The sequence below is a fragment of the Paenibacillus rubinfantis genome, from assembly GCF_001486505.1.
GTDB classification, from domain to species: Bacteria; Bacillota; Bacilli; order Paenibacillales; family Paenibacillaceae; genus Fontibacillus; species Fontibacillus rubinfantis.
Genome location: NZ_LN909064.1, coordinates 417971 through 435321, shown reverse-complemented (window position 1 = coordinate 435321; position 17351 = coordinate 417971). Strand labels below are relative to the sequence as shown.

Annotated in this window: 12 protein-coding genes; 5 read left to right on the top strand and 7 right to left on the bottom strand. The window is 52.3% G+C overall.

The features are described 5' to 3' along the window. The first annotated feature begins 3 nt into the window (after window positions 1-3). On the top strand, window positions 4-1311 hold the full coding sequence (locus BN3277_RS10155; protein ID WP_059042265.1) for a hypothetical protein: 1308 nt from the start codon (window positions 4-6) through the stop codon (window positions 1309-1311). A 632-nt stretch (window positions 1312-1943) separates the two neighbouring features. Here BN3277_RS10155 and BN3277_RS10150 read toward each other — a convergent pair. The 3 genes from BN3277_RS10150 to BN3277_RS10140 all read right to left on the bottom strand — a co-directional run bounded on the left by BN3277_RS10150 (window position 1944) and on the right by BN3277_RS10140 (window position 5053). Then, window positions 1944-2897 carry a DUF4367 domain-containing protein gene (locus tag BN3277_RS10150; protein ID WP_059042263.1) on the bottom strand — a complete coding sequence of 318 codons (954 nt, stop codon included), beginning with the start codon at window positions 2895-2897 and terminating at the stop codon, window positions 1944-1946. Beyond that, a complete protein-coding gene (locus BN3277_RS10145) occupies window positions 2890-3477 on the bottom strand; it encodes a sigma-70 family RNA polymerase sigma factor (protein ID WP_059042258.1) in 588 nt (195 codons plus the stop codon). The genes BN3277_RS10150 and BN3277_RS10145 overlap by 8 nt, the downstream gene beginning before the upstream one ends. 184 nt (window positions 3478-3661) lie before the next feature. Then, window positions 3662-5053, bottom strand: coding sequence for an L-cystine transporter (locus BN3277_RS10140; protein ID WP_059042256.1), 1392 nt, complete (start codon window positions 5051-5053; stop codon window positions 3662-3664). Between the two features lie 411 nt (window positions 5054-5464). Here BN3277_RS10140 and BN3277_RS10135 point away from each other — a divergent pair, with 411 nt between their 5' ends. Continuing rightward, on the top strand, window positions 5465-7153 hold the full coding sequence (locus tag BN3277_RS10135) for an alpha-amylase family glycosyl hydrolase (protein WP_059042254.1): 1689 nt from the start codon (window positions 5465-5467) through the stop codon (window positions 7151-7153). A 72-nt stretch (window positions 7154-7225) separates the two neighbouring features. Here the strand turns inward: BN3277_RS10135 and BN3277_RS10130 are convergent, their stop codons facing one another. The 4 genes from BN3277_RS10130 to BN3277_RS10115 all read right to left on the bottom strand — a co-directional run bounded on the left by BN3277_RS10130 (window position 7226) and on the right by BN3277_RS10115 (window position 12957). Then, entirely contained in the window at window positions 7226-9301 is a 2076-nt protein-coding gene (locus BN3277_RS10130; RefSeq protein WP_059042252.1) for a methyl-accepting chemotaxis protein, read from the bottom strand. 92 nt (window positions 9302-9393) lie between these two features. Then, window positions 9394-10239, bottom strand: a complete 846-nt coding sequence (locus BN3277_RS10125) for a sugar ABC transporter permease (RefSeq protein WP_059042250.1) — start codon at window positions 10237-10239, stop codon at window positions 9394-9396. Further along, window positions 10236-11540, bottom strand: coding sequence for a carbohydrate ABC transporter permease (locus tag BN3277_RS10120; RefSeq protein WP_059042248.1), 1305 nt, complete (start codon window positions 11538-11540; stop codon window positions 10236-10238). The genes BN3277_RS10125 and BN3277_RS10120 overlap by 4 nt, the downstream gene beginning before the upstream one ends. Before the next feature lie 97 nt (window positions 11541-11637). Beyond that, window positions 11638-12957, bottom strand: coding sequence for a sugar ABC transporter substrate-binding protein (locus BN3277_RS10115; protein ID WP_059042246.1), 1320 nt, complete (start codon window positions 12955-12957; stop codon window positions 11638-11640). Window positions 12958-13540: 583 nt separating this feature from the next. On the opposite strand from BN3277_RS10115, the gene BN3277_RS10110 reads away from it, so the two are divergent. The 3 genes from BN3277_RS10110 (at window position 13541) to pgmB (ending at window position 17350) form a co-directional block, all read left to right on the top strand. Then, the gene (locus BN3277_RS10110) at window positions 13541-15283 is read left to right on the top strand and encodes an alpha-glycosidase (RefSeq protein WP_059042244.1); all 1743 of its coding nucleotides are present in this window, start codon (window positions 13541-13543) and stop codon (window positions 15281-15283) included. Between the two features lie 261 nt (window positions 15284-15544). Then, window positions 15545-16582, top strand: coding sequence for a LacI family DNA-binding transcriptional regulator (locus BN3277_RS10105; RefSeq protein ID WP_059042242.1), 1038 nt, complete (start codon window positions 15545-15547; stop codon window positions 16580-16582). Between the two features lie 108 nt (window positions 16583-16690). Then, window positions 16691-17350 carry a beta-phosphoglucomutase gene (pgmB, locus tag BN3277_RS10100; protein WP_059042240.1) on the top strand — a complete coding sequence of 220 codons (660 nt, stop codon included), beginning with the start codon at window positions 16691-16693 and terminating at the stop codon, window positions 17348-17350. The last annotated feature ends 1 nt before the right edge of the window (window position 17351 follow it).

Genomic DNA, 17351 nt, shown 5'->3' with positions numbered 1-17351 from the left:
GGGATGAAAGGACGAGGACAAGCCGTTATCCGCCAAGAGCAGGGGTATGCCTTGGTTTCCGTGCTGCTGCTAGTTGCGATACTGCTCGTGATCGGCACGTTGGTCATGCAGTCGGTAACGAACTCCCAAGGCATGGTGAACGTCTCCGAAGATATCGTCTCCGCCCAGGCCGACGGCGAAACGAAGCTGTTGATCAAGCTTTCCGAGCTCAGAGCAGCCGTGATGGCGTTGAAGGACAAAGACAAGTTGACGCTCGACGATGTCAAAGTCGCCGCCGACAAATACGTGGAGCCCGGCACGGTAACCTTGGACAACGAAAACCAGCGGTACATTGCGATTGTTAAAGCCGACGGGGTATCGGACCAAGTCACGCAAACCTATCGGCGGAAGGTGGAGATCACCCTTTCCTTCACTCCCGGCAACCCCTCACCAGGAACCGGAACGGGGGGATATGCGGTGGTTAGTTATGGAGCGTTGACGTTAAACGATATGAAGATCAATGGAAATGTCTATTCACACGGATCAGTCGCCAACAATCGATCCGTCATTAATGGAGTTCTCGTATCTCCGACTATACCGGGCGGAACCAGCTTAAAAAGTCCCGAAAAAATCAACTTTCCAACTGTTTTCTCTAAAGTAAATTCGGAGGCCGCAATCGTAAAAAACAAATATTCGAACGGCAATTATCCGGATCTTACAATCAATTCGAACGACTCCAATACGACTAGAAGTTATTCGCAAACCACCGTTTTTAATAACGTTAATATTCATAGAAGATCGACTATCGAAGTTCATGGGGACCTAATCATCCGCGGTCATGCAAATATCTCTCCCGGAACCTTGATCAAAGCCTCGGGGAATATTTTTTTCTTCGAAAATGTCACCTTTAACGGCTCATTATCTGCAGACGGATATATTTGGACAGCAAAGCAGTTTACATTCCAAAAGTCTGACGTGAACAGACAATCTACGGTCGAAGGCGATATGTATATTGGCGGGGAGATGCTTTATTTAGCCCAACAAACCTTAAACTTGGATTCCGATCTAGTTGCCGGCAACCTCTATAGCTCTGGTGCTGTTAACCCTAAGCTAAGCGGGGCAGACAACCAATTTATGCTGTATGCGGATGGTTCAGTCACTATGGATAGTCATTCTTCTTCGGCAGTTTTAAACGGTTCTATCTACTCCAATGGTGCAATCGCAATGAATGGAAATGGCGGACTTACCATCAACGGCACCACTTCTCCCCCAACTACACCCGAGAAACCGTCCGAGATCAAGTTCGAGGAGAAGAACATCGTCATTAACTGATTCCTCTTCGTTCCGGCTAAAGCTTCATGCCATGAAGGAAGTGATTATGTCCGGTTGAACACTCTAACGGACCACAGCGCCGTTATTTCGCTAAAAAGCCGGTATCTCAAAATGTAACGGACCTGAGAGACCTTATTTGGGGTTTTTGAGCGACATACGTAGCTTTTGAGGTCAAATAGCGGCGCTCAGGTCCGTTAGAAGTGGAGTCGGCCTTATTTCAGGCGAATAAGGTCTCTCAGGTCCGTTAGCGAAAGGTCCGGTCGGACAAAGGTCAGGCAATCGGTTAATCATCGAGCTGGACAATCCGTCTGTCATCCGACCTGACATTCCGTCAGTCACCCGACTGTTCACTCCCTTAGTCATCCGACCAAACATTCCGCCACTCACCCGACTGCTCACTCCCCCAGTCATCCGACTGCTCACTCCCCCAGTCATCCAGACTGGTCAATCCGTCACTCATCCAGACTGGTCATCCCTTCACTCATCCAGACTGGTCATTCCGTCACTCATCCGACCGGACATTCCGTCACTCATCCGAGCCACTTCCTGCTACGATTCTGCAGCAGCACAAACAAACCGGCCGCTATCGCGAGCCGGTTTGTTCTCTGCTATCTACAAAAGCCAACCTCCCCCTACTCCAAAGACTCCGCGACCCGGATCAATTCGCTCTCGTCCAATCCTTGGGCGACCAGGTCAAACATCACTCCGTCCGCTTCCCAGGCGATCGAGTTCCCATCCATGATCACCGCATCCGCATCGCCAATCTTGATGGGCTTGATCTCATTCTCCGTAGAGCTGGAATACGCGGTTTCTTCATCGGCGAGCCGCTGTTGCATGTAGATTTCGTTTCCGGTGCCCGCTTCGTCAAAATACAAACTGATGTATTTCGGACTCGCTATCCCTTGTTCATCCAGATAGAGCTCGGCTCGACTAAACGCATACCCTTCTGGCAAGTACGACGGCAGCTTCACCTGGAAAGCAGTAGATTTGCTTAATTCCGCCGGGTTGGTCAGCGTGCGAATCCCTTCTTTATCCCTCGCCTCGGCTTGAGCCTTGGTTACGATTTCCCCGTTCGCCACTCCGGCAATCTCCTCGCCTTCCGCTGTATACAACGGCCCCGTTTGCGAGTTCCATTCGGTGATGGGTTGGCCGTCCTCCGTAAACACCTTGCCCTGCAAAGCTTCCGGCAACGGGAAGGCGGCCTCCTCCGAAGGTGCCGCTACCTGAAAAACGGTAATATGCCCTAACGTCACGGTGGAGATGATCCGGTCCAGAAGACCGCTGGCAAACGACGAAGGCGCAAATCCGATCCCGATCACCAGGGCTAACGCTGCAGCAACTGCCGCGCCGCCGGCAACCTTGCGACCGGTTAGTCTGCGCGCCACGCGCCGGGCGGCGGCCTGACTCACTATCCGCTGCTTCACGGCCTCTTTATGTTCCCCCGCGCCGAAGTCGGCTGCGGCAAGTGTATTTGCAAAGGCAAGCACCTCTGCATAATCGCCAGATCCGCTGGCAGGGACCTCCTGCCCATCCATCACCGCGTCCAAATCCTTCTCAAAATGACGATCTGGTTGTTGGTTATCCATTTCCATTCTCCCTTTCGAGATCCATCTTTAATTTTTTCGTGGCGCGAAACAACATCACGCCGACATGACTTTCACGCAAGCCTGTAAATTCGGCAATTTGGACATTTTTCAGCCCCGCTCCATATTTAAGCGCAAGAATATGCCGTTCCTGGGGCTTTAACTTTTGCAAGGCCCGGTTCAATTCCGACGCGGTTTCCCGAGTGAGGGATCGAGCCTCCGGTCCTTGCTCCCGAGAGGCCGACTCGCTAAACAGATCCAGACAAAACAACTTCCGTCTCTGCTGCCTGCGGTAATAATCGTTGACCGTATTGCGGGCGATGGCAATCAGCCAAGCCTCTAACGGGGAGCGATCCGCACGAAAGGTATCATAACGGGTCAACACCTTCTCAAACACCTGGCTGGTCAAATCCTCCGCCGTATACTCGCAGTCCACCCGGAAGCGGATATATTTAAAAATTCGGGTATAGTAGGTTTCAAAAATCGCGTCAAACTCCGTTTCGGCCGTTACGGCTCTCCGCTCTTCCTGATCCCGCTTGTCCTGCTCGTTCATCGCCGGATACAGCGCGCGCTGCTGCAGCATGCTTCTTCCCCCTCCTTTCTCCAAGGGACGGATGGCGTAAGGCCGCTTCCCCCGCGCGGCAGGATGCCGCCTTCAAGCCATCCGCATGTTAATACGTTTAAAACACAACATTCATTACACTCGCAATAAAAAAAAACCGCCAGGCCACGCCCAGCGGTTCGTTTTGCTATTCCTATGCTATTGATTAAGCGGTCACGACATCCAGATCAACGTCGCGTTTGAACGCCTCGGTGTCGTTCTCGCCCAGAATCTTACCGGTGATCACGCCGGCGGTGATCGAGTCGTTGACGTTCAGGGCGGTCCGGCCCATGTCGATCAACGGTTCGACGGAGATCAAGAGGCCCGCCAACGCAACCGGCAGGTTCATCGTCGACAATACGATCAGCGAAGCGAACGTTGCCCCGCCGCCAACACCAGCAACCCCAAACGAACTGATGGTGACGACCAGGATCAGCGTCAGGATGAAATCCCAGCTCAGCGGGTTGATCCCTACGGTTGGAGCGATCATGACGGCCAGCATCGCCGGATAAATCCCAGCGCAGCCGTTTTGCCCGATGGTTGCGCCAAACGAGGCCGACAGGTTGGCGATCCCTTCCGGAACGCCCAGTCGTTTCGTCTGCGTTTCCACATTCAGCGGAATCGTTGCGGCGCTCGAACGCGAGGTGAACGCAAACACCAATGTTGGGAATACTTTACGTACATATTGAATCGGATTGTAGCCGAAAGCAGCCAACAAAATCAGATGAATGATAAACATCACGATCAATGCGACGTAGGAAGCCCCCACGAACTTGATCAGCTTCAAAATCTCTTCGGCATTGGTCGTGGCTGCCACGTTTGTGATCAGCGCCAGGATGCCGTAAGGCGTTAAGCGCAATACCAGCGTAACGATCCGCATAACGACCGCGTAAACCGCCTCAACCACTTTACGGAACGTGTCTGCTTGCTCTGGCTTCTTCTTATCCAGCCCCAGTACCGCCACCCCGATAAATGCCGAGAAAATCACGACCGCCAAGGTTGAAGTACTCCGTGCGCCGGTCATATCCGCAAACGGATTAGTTGGGATGAAGTCCAGTACTTGCTGCGGAATCGTCTTGTCTTCCACCGAACCAAGCCGTTCCTCCAGCGCCGTCCCGCGCGCCTGCTCCCGATCGCCCGCCTGGATTTCGATCGCCTTGAGATCGAAGCTCAAGCTCGTCACGATGCTGACGCTCGCTGCGATAGCTGTCGTAATCAACAGTACCGCGATGATCAAGCCGCTCATTTTCCCCAGGTTTTGCTTGCCCTTGAGGTTCATGATCGCCGAAATGATCGAAACCATGATCAGCGGAATCACGACCATCTGCAGCAGCCCAACGTAACCGCGGCCCGCCAGGTTAAACCAATCGGTCGATTTCGCGATCACCTCGGAGCCCGCTCCGTAGGACAATTGAAGAATAACCCCAAACACCAGACCAAGGCCCAGCCCGGTAAATACCCGTTTTGTAAAAGAAACGTGCTTCTTCTGCATCCAAATCAGCACGCCGATCAGCACCAGCATAACGGCTACATTAATGATGATACGCAAGGTATCCATAACCTAATCTCCCCCTGAAAAATAGTCCATAAATTCGTATTCGCACCAACCTAGGCAAACGCCCGGATGCGAATTACAAATCGTATGATATCACATATACGAGTATTTTGATAGGATTAATTTTAACAAGGCTTGTCATCTCCATTCATAACGTTTGCGCAGACTTATTTTAGTGTTAAGTCTCCATAATTGGATGATTTTGAGTTAAATTATGCGCCAATATTTGATTTTACCTTAACAAATGACAGCATTCTTCTGAAATAAGAAGAATCCCTTAGAATAATTAAGATATATTCAGGTAAAGCTTGGTAAATGCACCTTATTCGCTGTTTTCATTTGTGCAAACGTTTTATCTTTCTCGTCAGGTCAGGTATGATGATGAAAAAAGGTACTTTGGAAAGGAAGATGATCATGCCAATCCATAACCTCCCCCGGCGAACGGTGCTGCGGCGGTTTGGAAGCGCTGTCCTCATTCTGCTTCTGCTGGCGGGCTGCACCGGATCTCCAAGCGGTTCCGATGCCGCCTCGGAGTCAAACCAACCCGCCGCTGAGACACCAGCAGATTCAAGTCAAAATGCAAAAGCCGATGCGGTGGACCCTCAGCCGTCAACGGTTTTCTATGAAGTGTTTGTCCGTTCCTTTGCCGACTCCAACGGCGATGGCATCGGCGACTTCAAGGGATTGACGAGCAAGCTGGACTACTTAAACGACGGGAACCCGGACACCGATACCGACCTGGGAATCGGCGGCATCTGGCTGATGCCGATCAATCCTTCGCCAAGCTATCACGGCTACGACGTCACCGACTACCGCAACATCAACCCGGAATACGGTACGCTGGACGACTTCCGCACCTTTATGGAAGAAGCGCATAAGCGTGGAATCAAAGTCATTATGGACTTGGTTGTGAACCATACCAGCAAGGAGCACCCTTGGTTCACCGAATCGGCTGCCGATCCAAGCAGTCCGTACCGGGATTGGTACGTCTGGGCCGAGGACAGCGGTCGTGCCACGTCCGGCTCCAGTGCCGCAGGCAGCGGCAACCCTTGGCATAGCTTGCGCGGTGACCATTACCTCGGGATTTTCTGGGAGGGGATGCCCGATCTCAATTTCGATAACCCGGAAGTGAGGAAAGAAATGATCGAGACGGGAAAATTCTGGCTGGAGCAAGGTCTGGACGGCTTCCGCCTTGACGCTGCGAAGCATATCTACGAAGATCTGCAGACGGACAAAAGCCAGGAAACCACCAACAAAAACGTAGCTTGGTGGCAGGAGTTCCGCAGCGGGCTCAACGAAACCAAACCCGACGTTTATCTCGTCGGAGAGGTATGGGATCCTTCAGCGGCGCTGATTTCCTCTTATCTGGACGGGGCCTTGGATTCCGGATTTAACTTCAGCCTCGCCGAGACGATCCTCAGCAGCGTGAAGAACGAAAAGGACGCAAACATCCCATTTACACTGGAGCGTACGTATAAGCTGTATAGCGAAAAGTCCAGCGGCACCTTCGTTGATGCCACGTTCCTGACCAACCATGACCAGAACCGGGTGATGACCCAGCTGGAGGGAGATGTGCCGCATGCGAAGATGGCTGCGAGCCTGCTGCTGACGCTTCCCGGTAATCCGTTTATTTATTACGGCGAGGAGATCGGAATGTTTGGCGCGAAGCCTGACGAGCTAATCCGCGAGCCGATGCGTTGGACGCAGGACGACAGCGAAGGGCAAACGACCTGGGAGGCCGCAGAGAACAATGCCGGCAAAAAAGGCCTCAGCGTCAGCGAGCAAACCGGTAACTCCGACTCCCTGCTGTCGCATTACCGCAAATTGATCCGGATGCGTAACGGGATTCCCGCGCTTAAAGACGGCGCAATTCAGGAATATCCAACGGACCAGCCGGGGATTACGGCTTATGTACGAGTAACCGAAGATCAGGCCGTGCTGGTCGCTCACAACTTAACCGGCAGCGAGCTTACGTTCACCTTGGGCCCGGGTCAAGCGGGCGGCAAGAACTTTACCCAAGTGCTGGCGGAAACGGGGGAAGGAACAGGGCTTAGCGGGAACACGCTGACGCTCCCCGCATACTCGACAGCAATTTTGGAGTAAGGCTCCATCAAAAATAAAACGCTTCGGCGTCGAAGGAAAGCGCAGGCTTCCTTCCGCCGAAGCGTTTTTGCGTTATGAATTCGCGACGCCCTCCCCCTGGAACGCGCTTAGCGAGCGCTGCAGCTGCGTTGCCAAATCCTCCAGCCGCGCAGACAAATCCACTAATCCGGCGCTGACCCGGTGCTGCTCTTGAGACATGGAGGCGACCTCTTCGGTGGAGGCGTTCGTTTGTTCTACGACCGAGCTCACTGTATCCACAAAATCCTGCAGGATCGATTGCGAATGCAGCAGCTCCTGAACGGAAGCGGACGAGCTCCGGATTTCCGTCACGAATCGCTCCATTTCCCCTTTGACATTCTGGAAGATGCCGGCCGCCTCTTTGACAGCCTCCGTTTGCGCCGCAAACAGCGGAGATATTCCCGTCAGCACCTCGACCGTTTGTCCAATCGCCTCCTGGATCTCCTCGGTAATCGCCGATACGGTTTGGATCGATTCCCCCGAAGCGGCAGCGAGCTCGCGGATTTCCCCGGCGATGACCATAAACCCTTTGCCGGCCGAGCCGGCGCGGGACGCTTCGATCGACGCGTTCAGCGACAAAATATTCGTTTGCTTCGTCATCTCCACCATCGGCGCAAGGATTGAGCGGATTGAGCGGGTGCTTTGGCTCAGCTTGTCCGAATTTTCCTCCAGCAGCGTTGTCATGTGAGACACCGATTCGGTCTTCTCCACCAACTGCTCCATATACGCTTCCCCTTTGTGGCTGACCTCGATGACGCGGCCGGCGGACGCATCCATCGCAGCGTTGAGGCGAGCGACCCGGCCCATTTGATCGCCGATCCGCTCCGCCGTCTCGGTTCCTTTCTCCGCCTCCGCGGCCAAGCTTTCGGCTCCCGCTGCAATTTCTCCGGTAGCCTGCGCGATTTCGGCGGCGGTTTGTGACGTGTCACGCGACGCTTTGGTCAGATTCTCCGCAGTAGCCAACAATTCCACGGCCGACACGCTGGTTCGTTCCACCAGCTTGGAGATTTGCTCCAGCATTCGATTGAAGCTGTGTCCCAGTCGCCCGATTTCGTCTTTCCCCTTAAAACGCGTGCGAACCTGCAGATTCCCGCGCTCGCCTTCCTCCATCAACCGGCAGAGCTTCTCCAAAGGCCGACCGACCATGCGCACCAGCAAGTATCCAATCAGCACCGCAACCACCACGGCACCCAGTAAAACAAATCCCATCACCACCAGCAGCCGATCAGCCGCGCTCAAGAAGTCGCTCTCCGGGGCATACCCGACGATCCGCCAATCGACCGTTTTCAGCGGCCGAAATACGACGAGCTGCTGTACCCCCTGCTCGTCCACCGCCTGGAATGAGCTTTCTCCCGTTTCAGCCAACTGGGCATCCACCTTAATCACGGATTCCGTCTCCAAAAGAGTTGGATCGACCGCATGGACAATTTGGTTGTCGGCGGTAAGCACCCGCACCTGACCGGACTTCCCGATTTGCAGGTTGCCTAGAATGTCCCCCAGCGCCTGCGCTTTGATCTCGAACAGCAGAATGTATTCCGCCTCCGGATGGTTCATGTTCCGCAGCAGGCGGGCCATCGTAATCGTAGGCTCGGTATAAGCGTCGAAGAAGCCTTTCTGCAGTGCCGGAAACCATACGGGTTCGCCTTCCGCCTCCAGCACGGCTTTCACCCGGCCTTCCACCGCCTCGTCCGAGCGAATCGAACTTACGCCCGAGGACTTATACGACTTGACGTCTTCCAGACCTTTGGCGACCAGACGTACCCCCTGCAGGCGATTGTCGGTTCCCTTCAGCCCATCAAGCTTTTTGCGGATTCGGTCCTCGGCTTGCGTTTTAGCGACCGTTCCGATTCCCGGCTGGGTGACCGTCTCCAGATCGCTCCGCAGCGTCTGATCCACAGCCAATTGCCGAGAGGAAGCTTCGTATTGTTCCAACAGGAAATCAAGCTTGTCCGCCGCCTGTTCCACTGCTTGAGTGGAAGCCGAGGCCACCTGTTCCCGGATGATGTCCCGCGACGCCCGGTAGGAGCTGAACCCCAACACCGCTGATAACGTCACAACCGCCGCAAATACGATGACAAACATTTTTAAGCCCACGGAATTCCAATTTTTATGATCGCGAAGCTTCTTCATACCCCGCATCCCCTTTTGAAATATGTATAAAAAAAGGGCATAGCCCCGCAAGACTGAGGCCATACCCAGGTGTCTTTAACCCGCTTACTGCATTATCCTTTGCTGGCGCCTGAAGTTAAGCCGTCAACAAGCAGCCGCTGCAGGAACATGAACAGGATGGTGATCGGGAGAGCGATCAGAACCGCCCCTGCGGCAAACAAGGTAAAGTTACTGTTTTGGTTACTGCTGACCATATCCCACATCCCGACGGCCAGCGTCCAATTCTCCTTCGTCCGCAGCACGAGCCGGGCAAAGATGAAGTCAACCCATGGACCGACAAACTGGGTTAACGCCATATACGTCAACATCGGCTTAGACAGCGGAAGAATAATCCGCCGGAAGATCAAGAAGTTGCTGGCCCCGTCAATCCGCGCCGCCTCATCCAGCGATCGTGGGATCGTATCGAGAAAGCCTTTGGCAATAAACGTCCCGCCAAGCGGCGCACCCGCCGCATATACGATGATGAGCGCCAAATGCGTATCAAGCAGTTGCAGCTCCCGCAGCAGCAGGTAAATGGCGATCATACTCATGAAGCCCGGGAACATGCCCAGAACGAGCAAGCCCGACAGCGCTGTTTTGCGTCCGCGGAACCGGAACCGGGAGATCGCATAACTGGTGAGCAACGTCAGCAGTACGCCCAAGAGCATCGAGAATACTGCGATTTTCAGCGTGTTCAAATACCAGGTCCCAAACAGATAAGTTTTCGATGTAAACAGTTCGATATAATGGTCAAGCGTAAATTTCTCCGGAATCAGCGTCTTACTATACAGCGATTTACCCGGCCGCAAAGAACCGAAGACGACCCAAAGCACTGGGTAGACGGCGGCAATACACAGAATGACTAGGACAATATAGCTGGCGCCCAACCGAATCGCGTTTCGTATTTTCCGTCCGCTCATTGGATCATATCCTCCTCTTTAAACGACTTGGTTCTGCGGTAGTTGTAAATCGAGAACGAAGCGATAATGATGAAAATGATGATCCCGATAGCAGAGGCCATGTTGTATTTATTTTGGTTCAACGTCAGTTTGTAGAGCCAGGTAACCAGCAGGTCGGTTGCCCCGGCATACTGATAATCCCCTTTCACCGGATCGCCACCCGTCAACAGGAAGATGGCATTAAAGTTGTTGATGTTACCGGCAAATTGGGTAATCAGCGTTGGCGCCGTCGTAAACAGGATCATCGGCAGCGTGACGATTCTGAATTTTTGATACCCGGTAGCTCCATCCACTTCGGCCGCCTCGTACAGGTCCTTCGGAATCGTTGTCAGCACGCCCAGGATCAGCAGCATGGAGACCGGAATCCCCACCCACATATTAACGATAATCACCGTTACTTTGGCCCAGAACGGGTCGGTCAGCCAAGGCAGTCCGCCCAGCCCGAAGTATCCAAGATACTGGTTAATCGGACCAAACTGGCCGTTAAACATATTTTTCATCACAAGCAGCGAGATCAGCTGCGGAATGGCGTAAGGAAGAATTAAGATCGTTCTCCACAGCCCTTTAAAGCGAATGCCCTTCTGATTGATCAGCAAAGCTACGAGTAGACCACCGAAGTAGGTTGTTACCGTCGACAAAATCGCCCAGATAATCGTCCAGGTCAATACGCCGTAAAAGGTATGGCTCCAGGTCTTGAGCGCCACCAGATTCTTAAACGTTCCGAATCCAACCCAATCGACCAGCATGGCCGGCGGGATATGTTTAGGCGCTGAATAGTTGGTAAACGCAAGCAAGATCATGAAAATGATCGGCATGACGGTAAAAAATAAAATCCCGAGAGCGGGAATACTCAAAAATGCAACAGCGAATTTGTAGTCCAATACATAACGTACCGATTGTTTAAAGTTATTTGGTTTCTTGCCGTTGTCCCGTTCCTGCCCGATTTTGCGGGCGTCGCGGACGTTCATGACATACACAAGGATAAAAACCGCCACAAACAGCAGCGTAATCAAACTTTGGATCATGATGAAGATCGAGTGATCCCAGTTGCCGTTCATATTGGCACCGGTTCTAGGCGTCTCCCCGAGCGTGATGATCCCCCAAACCGCATATCCTAAGTTCCGAATGAAATAAATGACGCTAAAAGCTTCAAATAGGACGAACAACAACCCTTTGATATATTGTCGATTGTAGAGTTGTCCCAGGCCCATGCACAATATCGACAATAGCGTCGCCCGATCCCGATGTTGGTGTCGGTCCATTTCCCTTCCTTCTCCTCTCCCTTGGGAAATTAAGGTTGACCCGCCGCTAGAAGCGGCGGGCTCAACCTTTCCTCACTGGGTGAAAGTAAGTTCTGACTTACTCAGCTGCCCCGCTGTTCAACTCTTGAATTTGCTTAATGGCACCTTCCATAGCTTGTTTCGGATCCGCATTATTATTCCAGATTTCTGGGAACGCTGCGTTTACAGGAGCCCAAACGTTGGACATTTCCGGAATAGAAGGCATCGGTTGCGAGTTTTTCGCTTGTTCAGCAAAGGCCGATACGTACGGATCGTTTTTGATTTGATCGGCTTCCAGCGCTTCAAGGTTCGTCGGAACCGCGCCGACCTTTTCGTTCAGCAAGAGCTGAGCATCTTTCGAAGAAGCAAAGTTCGCGAACAATTTCGCTGCGTTTGGATATTTCGTAAAGGAGTTAACCACCCACACTTTAATCCCGGAGAATGTGATCGCCGTTTTACCATTGACCGTCGGATACGGAGCCAGACCCAGGTTGTCGCCGAGAGCGGCTTTATATCCTGCCAATTCCCAAGGACCGTTGATGTCCATCGCAACGTCGCCTTCGTTAAACAAGCTGCGTTTGATGTCCGGGTTGATGTCGCCGCTGTTGATCGGCAAAGCGGCTTTAATGCTTTGGAATACTTTCAGGCCTTCAATTGCTCCATCATTTGCCAACCCGATATCTGCTGGGTTCGTACCGTTATCGCCAAACAGGTAACCGCCAGCGCTTGCGATAAACGGATAGTTGAAGTACATGTTGCCAACTTCCCACATAATGCCGTATTTGTTTTTGGACTTATCTGTGAAGGTTTTGCTAAATTCCAGCACATCGCTGAAGTCTTTAGGAGCCTCAGGAAGTAGCGATTTATTGTAATACAGAGCCATCGTTTCGGCTGCTCTCGGATAACCGTACAGCAGGCCGTCATAGGTTGCCCCTTGAATGGAGGCTTCGGTATTGTTCTTCGTCGTTTCTTCGGCAAACACGTCGTTCGGCAGGATTAAGCCGGAGGTTGCCGCATTACCCAAGTGATCGTGAGGGACGATCAGGACGTCGGCAGCAAGTCCGGAAGGACCGTCCTGCGTCAACTTACCGATTTGGTCAGTAGGAGCTACTTCTTCAATTTTTACGTTAACGCCGTATTTCTCTGTAAATTGCTTCGCGATTTCTTCCGTAAATACTTTCTCTTCTTTACTTTCCCAAATGATCAGCTCAGCGCCGTCTTCCGGAACGATCGAGTCAGCCGAAGTGTTCTCGCCAGTGCCTGCATTACCCGTGTTTTCGGTTTGGTTGGCCGGCGCATTCGCGCTTCCGTTGTTGCCGCTATTGCTTGATCCGCAAGCAGTGATCGAAACCACCAAGGACAGTGCCGCAATCAAGGTCAATGCCTTTTTGAATTTCATTACAATAACCCCTCCTAATATTATATAGACGGTGTTGCGCAAACGTTTTCAGAAAATACCTGAAACTTTTTGCTTTTTACGGCTTCTTTCTGCGTTAGTTTAGTATTCCCTGCCCGAAAGCGCTTTATCCACGTAACACATCATACATCATGCTATGGAACTTGTAAAAACGTTTGCACAGAGCTTAAACCGGGTAAAATCAATCCCGATCTCTCTTTTACTTTCATTTTCTCTATAATTCGCATTTTTTATTGGTTTATGTCATTGCCATACGATCGCACATATGGCACGATTGTGCGTTTTTTCTCTATGTATCAAGCGATTTTTGGCACTATCTGTCCATGATCTCGGATCATTTTCATCCGTAATTCTCGTCGTTTCTTTCGTATCTTGTGCAATGGTTTGAACAGTGTTATAATCCGGATCAATAAGAGCAATACTAGCTTTGTTGCTTGGTTCAATAATTTGAAGGCGCTGTTATCGAAAGGTACATCCTCGGCCTGCTACTCGGCTTGGATGTGCTTTTTTTGCTTAGGAAGCCTAGCGACGAAGCCGTCCACTAATTCTTCAGGAGGGATTCTCTATGTTACTCGAAGCGGTATATCACCGTCCCAAACTCAACTGGACTTATGCTTACGACAACAAAACGCTCCATCTGCGCCTGCGCGCCAAAAAGAACGACCTCACCGAGGTGTACGCCTACGTGGGGGATAAATACATGTGGGATGATAGCAAAGAGCTGATTCCAATGACCTTGATGATCAGCGACGAGATGTTCGATTATTGGGAATGCTCCTATCAGCCGCCACTGCGTCGGACGCGATACGGCTTCCTGCTGAAATCCGGCGATGAGCAGATCTGGATGACGGAAAGCGAATTTACGAAGGAACGTCCGGCAGGCCCAGAGCGGCTGTTCGAGTTCCCGTTCATCAATCCGGTTGACGTATTTACGCCGCCGGCTTGGGTGAAGGATGCCATCTTCTATCAAATCTTCCCGGAACGCTTCGCGAACGGCGACCCGAGCAATGATCCAAAAGATGTAATGCCTTGGGGCGGCAAACCGGAACGCGACAACTTCTTCGGCGGGGATCTGCAAGGCGTGATCGATCATCTCGACCATCTAAGCGAGCTTGGCATTACGGGCATCTATTTCACCCCGTTGTTCGAAGCCACGACCAACCATAAATACGATACGGCCGACTATATGAAGATCGACCCGCATTTCGGCGATATCGCCACGATCAAGAAGCTGGTTCAAGCCTGCCACGAGCGGGGAATCAAGGTGTTGTTCGACGCGGTATTCAACCATTCGGGCAAGACGTTTGCCCCATTCGTCGACGTGATGGAAAAAGGCGAAAAATCCCGCTACAAAGATTGGTTCTACGTACGTGAATATCCGTTGCAAGTCAAGGACCGCGTTCCTACGTATGACACGTTTGCATTTGAACCGCTGATGCCAAAGCTGAACACCGAGAATCCGGAAGTGAAAGAATATTTGCTGAAAGTTGCTGAATTCTGGATTAAGGAAGTGGGGATCGACGGCTGGCGGCTGGACGTAGCCAACGAAGTGGATCATGCCTTCTGGCGCGATTTCCGCAAAACGGTGAAGGCCGCCAACCCGGATGCCTACATCTTGGGCGAAATTTGGCACGAGTCGTCCGGCTGGCTGCAAGGGGATCAATTCGACGCCGTCATGAACTATCCGTTTACGGAAGCGGTGCTGGATTTCGTCGTTCGCGGTACCCTGGATGCCGAAGGCTTCGCGAATGCAATCGGCAAGCAGTTGTCCCGTTATCCGCTGCAGGCCAGCGAAGTGGCTTTCAATCTGCTGGACAGCCACGATACTCCACGTCTCTTAACGTTATGCGAAGGCAACAAAGCCCAGATGAAGCTGGCGGCGCTGTTCCAGTTTACATACAGCGGAACGCCTTGCATTTATTATGGCGATGAAGTGGGCCTCGACGGAGGACCGGATCCGGATTGCCGCAAATGCATGGAGTGGGATCCAAAACGCCAGGACCATGACTTGTTTACGTTCTACCAGAAGCTGATCGCAGTCCGCAAGGAGCTGGCTCCGCTGCGCACCGGCAGCCTGAAGTTCCTGCAAGCGGAGAAAGGCGGCTCGAAGCTGGCTTACGAACGTGTATTAGACGGAGAAAAGGTGCTCGTCCTGCTGAATAACTACGATGCGGGTCAAACCATCCAGATTCCTGCGACAGGTCAATCCTGGAGCGATGCCTTCAGCGGTCAAACCTACAGCACCACCGACGGCAAGCTCGCCGTTAAGCTTCCGGCTTACGGTTATGCCGTATTAACGCAAGCGTAAAAAAACTTACGACAACAAGCAACACCGCCTTACGGCCGACCCTATGTTTCCTCAGAATAGGTCGGCCGTCTTTCTTTTCGAAAGGTAAAACGTTTGCGCAATGGGAAGAGTCATTTATTCCCTTTGATTCCTATTTTCGATGGAAAATGAGGTTCAATGCGCGGCTGCGTAAGGGTTCTCCCTAGATTCTCTATTTACTTTCCGAAATCTTTAGATTAATATTACAGTGTAAAGCAAACGGTTCCACAGAGGAGGTTTTTTATGGCTGTCACCATTAAGGATGTTGCCAAAAAGGCCGGAGTATCGCCCTCTACCGTGTCCCGGGTGCTGTCCAATCATCCCAGAATCAGCGCGGAAACTTCGCGCAAAGTGAAGCTCATTATGGACCAGCTTGGCTACCATCCAAACATCATGGCCAAGAGCTTGGTCTCCAAAACGACAAACAGTATTTGCATCATGCTGCCAAAGTCCGCCGAGGAATTGTTTTCCAACTTCTTCTTTATGGAACTGATTCGCGGCATTGTAACCCAAGCCAGCCGCTTAGGTTACGACGTGCTGATCAGCTCTGGAGCTAATGAGAAAGAGGAACTCGAAAGCGTCTCCAGATTATTAAACGGACGCCGGGTGGACGGGGTCATTTTGCTGTATTCGCGGCAAAACGATCCCGTGATCGATTTTCTTCATGAAGGCGGTCACCCGTTCGTGCTAATCGGACGCAGTGAGGAATATCCTGATATTTTAACGGTGGATAATGATAATATCCAGGCGTCGTACGACGCCACGAAACATTTAATCGCGTTGGGACATGAGCGGATTGGGTTCGTCAGCGGACCGCCGGAGCTCGTCGTCTCGAAAGACCGGTTGAAGGGCTATCAGGATGCACTTAAAGATTCAGGCCTGGAGTGCCGGCCCGAATGGATTGTCGAAGGTGAGTTTTTACAGGACAGCGGCTATCGGGCCATGTCGTTCTTCATGAATCTTCCGGACCGCCCGACGGCTCTGGTCATGATTGACGATGTTGTAGCCTTTGGCGTGCTTCGCGGCTTGCATGAACTGAAATTCAAAGTGCCTGAAGATTTGTGCCTGGTCAGCTTCAACAATATCCCGCTGTCGGAGCTTTCTACGCCACCGCTCAGCAGCATGGATATCGGCATTTACAACTTGGGTTACACCGCTTCTCAGGTGTTGATTCAATCGATTCAAAACAACAGCGACAAGGTGTATCCGAAGCGGCAGATCATTCCGCACCGCCTAATGGTCCGCGATTCGTCCATGTATTCAGTCCCCAAGAACCCCTGAAGGCTGTCGGGGTCATTTGATGAAAATAAACGGAAGCTGAAGCTTCCTTTATTTTTCGACTTCTGTTCAAACGTTTGCGCTAATTTCACTCTTCACAGGAGGTTGATTATGAATCCGATTCAAGCTTGTTTATTTGATCTCGACGGCGTGCTCGTCGATACCGCGAAATACCATTACCTGGCTTGGAAACGATTGGCTGAGGAACTGGGTTTCGTGTTCACCGAGCAGGATAATGAGAAGCTGAAAGGCGTGAGCCGTATGGCTTCGCTGGACATTTTGCTCGGTGTTGGCGGCCTTCAACTGGAAGACCCCGTCAAGCAGGAGCTGGCCGAGCGCAAAAACAACTGGTACGTCGAGTATATCTCCCGTATGGATGCTTCGGAAATTCTGCCGGGGGCGCTTGAGTTCCTGCAGCAGTGCCGCGAGAACGGGTTAAAGACCGCGCTGGGCTCGGCCAGCAAGAACGCGCCGATCATCCTGAAAAATACCGGCCTTACGCCGTACTTCGATGCGATCATCGACGGCACCCGCACCTCCAGCGCCAAACCCGACCCCGAGGTCTTCCTGCTCGGCGCTGCGGAAGTAGGCGTTGCTCCAGAAGCGTGCGTCGTATTCGAGGATGCCGAGGCCGGGATCGAAGCCGCTCGCCGCGCGGGCATGCGCTGCATCGGCATCGGTTCCCCGGACACCCTCAGCGAGGCCGACCGGGTGGTCTCTTCGCTGGGCGACGTCTCGGTTGACTTGCTGCAGCAGCTGGCCGCGAAATAAA

What these genes read in the sequence shown, in the direction of transcription:
- BN3277_RS10155 (WP_059042265.1), top strand. Translation starts at nt 4, where the DNA reads ATGAAAGGACGAGGACAAGCCGTTATCCGCCAAGAGCAGGGGTATGCC.
- BN3277_RS10150 (WP_059042263.1), bottom strand. Translation starts at nt 2,897, where the DNA reads ATGGATAACCAACAACCAGATCGTCATTTTGAGAAGGATTTGGACGCG.
- BN3277_RS10145 (WP_059042258.1), bottom strand. Translation starts at nt 3,477, where the DNA reads ATGCTGCAGCAGCGCGCGCTGTATCCGGCGATGAACGAGCAGGACAAG.
- BN3277_RS10140 (WP_059042256.1), bottom strand. Translation starts at nt 5,053, where the DNA reads ATGGATACCTTGCGTATCATCATTAATGTAGCCGTTATGCTGGTGCTG.
- BN3277_RS10135 (WP_059042254.1), top strand. Translation starts at nt 5,465, where the DNA reads ATGCCAATCCATAACCTCCCCCGGCGAACGGTGCTGCGGCGGTTTGGA.
- BN3277_RS10130 (WP_059042252.1), bottom strand. Translation starts at nt 9,301, where the DNA reads ATGAAGAAGCTTCGCGATCATAAAAATTGGAATTCCGTGGGCTTAAAA.
- BN3277_RS10125 (WP_059042250.1), bottom strand. Translation starts at nt 10,239, where the DNA reads ATGAGCGGACGGAAAATACGAAACGCGATTCGGTTGGGCGCCAGCTAT.
- BN3277_RS10120 (WP_059042248.1), bottom strand. Translation starts at nt 11,540, where the DNA reads ATGGACCGACACCAACATCGGGATCGGGCGACGCTATTGTCGATATTG.
- BN3277_RS10115 (WP_059042246.1), bottom strand. Translation starts at nt 12,957, where the DNA reads ATGAAATTCAAAAAGGCATTGACCTTGATTGCGGCACTGTCCTTGGTG.
- BN3277_RS10110 (WP_059042244.1), top strand. Translation starts at nt 13,541, where the DNA reads ATGTTACTCGAAGCGGTATATCACCGTCCCAAACTCAACTGGACTTAT.
- BN3277_RS10105 (WP_059042242.1), top strand. Translation starts at nt 15,545, where the DNA reads ATGGCTGTCACCATTAAGGATGTTGCCAAAAAGGCCGGAGTATCGCCC.
- pgmB (WP_059042240.1), top strand. Translation starts at nt 16,691, where the DNA reads ATGAATCCGATTCAAGCTTGTTTATTTGATCTCGACGGCGTGCTCGTC.